The following is a 1,566-nucleotide window of genomic DNA, read 5'->3' on the forward strand; positions in this document are numbered from 1 at the left end:
TTTCATTTCTATTTGCGCAGTATTAATGGAAGCATAGTCTCCATACTTAATACCAATGTCCTCAGAAACAACTTGATATATATCTTCTTCAAATATTTTGAAATCACCAGCTTCATCATCCCCACCAGCTTTGTATACATTCGAAGGGAAAGACGTACAAAGCATTACTATATCTTCAATATTCTCTAACTCTGATACTTCAGACGCTGCAACAATAAATGGATCAGTTACACTTGATAACTCAGTGCTCGCTTCAACTCTTACAAAGTTAGCATCCAGTAAAACAATCAACTTACAGCCGTTATTTAAATTATCAATAATCGGTTCTAAGTATGTTTGATAATCTTCAGAATCCAGATCATAAGGCATCCTTACAGCAAGTAACTCCTTTATCTGAGATATAGCGGCTACAAAGTTTTCAACCTCTGTAAATGTTGAGTCATCATCTTCTCCTTCGTCCTCATAAATGTGTACCATAGGTATTACATTTAACTTACTGTAAAGGTTAAGAAAGTACTGCCAGTCTTTAAACCCATTATAAGGGGACATAAGCTGTTCTATCTGTGGGTTGATATATCTACTATCAGTACTTAAGTCTAAAATAAATGGTCTACCATCTTGAATGTCGCCTATTTGCTTCATTCTACGGTGTATATCACCATCAGGTGCTTTTTTAGACTTCCTTGATTTCGTTAATTCATATATCGGAAGAATTTTTTCCATAACATCATCAGATAAATTCTGAAATGCACGAAGTTCAGCATCTCTAGTTTTTATTAATGGATAGTAGATATGCTTTGTCATAGGTTATGTCCCTCATAACCTAACTGTTTAGCCCTTATGCGAACCGCCATTGATGAAACATGGAAGTGTGCAGCTACGTCTTCAGTTTTAGAAGAAACTTCCAAATAAGCATCAAATTTATCTTTTGGCATTAGTAGCTCAGCTGCAAACTTATTTGCTTCTGCTTCGATTCGGTTTGAGTCACCATTTCTAAAGAAGTTGGTGTCTATAAATTCATCTTTAAACGCACCATGTTGCACGTGATGACCAATTTCGTGTGCGATGGTGAAACGTTGACGATGGGGGTGATGTAGTGAGTTCACTGTCATTTGCCACTCACCCGTTTTCTTGTCTTTTTTAAGGGAACCTGAATTATCACCTTCCATTGGCTCAAAGTAAGTTTTAATTCCCAGAGCAACGCTTAGTTCTGATACGTCTAAAGGATCAACCTCAATTCCTTTTTTTGCTGCAAACTTAAGCACATCCTCTGAAGTCACAAGTTTTTCAAATGATGCAGGAATCTTAACTACTTTAGGTTTCTTTTTTATAAATGCCATATGTCCAATTACTTCCTTATCTCAAGGTCGCTGCCTTCTTCGTCTGAGTCATCCATTTCTGCAAGACGTTTTGTTAAGATGGCCACATAATTTCTTAGTTCATTAATATCACGTTGTTGAGGTGCTAGCTTTTCATCAATCGTCTCAAACAGGTAATCAACTGAACTCTCGTAGTCACCTTTGATTATTTCAAGTTTTTTGTTCACTTTGTCAGTAAATTCAGAAC

The 1,566-nt window shown here is 36.3% G+C and carries 3 protein-coding genes; all 3 read right to left on the reverse strand.

Features of this window, described 5'->3' with window-relative positions:
• Positions 1-804 (reverse strand): beta family protein (locus K5Q92_RS23670; protein WP_220771237.1); only part of this gene is annotated, 804 nt, incomplete at its 3' end.
• On the reverse strand, positions 801-1,340 hold the full coding sequence (locus K5Q92_RS23675) for an ImmA/IrrE family metallo-endopeptidase (protein ID WP_220771238.1): 540 nt from the start codon (positions 1,338-1,340) through the stop codon (positions 801-803). The genes K5Q92_RS23670 and K5Q92_RS23675, both read right to left, overlap by 4 nt.
• Positions 1,341-1,348: 8 nt before the next feature.
• Positions 1,349-1,566: hypothetical protein (locus tag K5Q92_RS23680; protein WP_220771239.1), on the reverse strand; the 218-nt coding region annotated here is incomplete at its 5' end.

It is taken from the genome of Shewanella sp. MBTL60-007 (genome assembly GCF_019654915.1).
GTDB lineage: Bacteria > Pseudomonadota > Gammaproteobacteria > Enterobacterales > Shewanellaceae > Shewanella.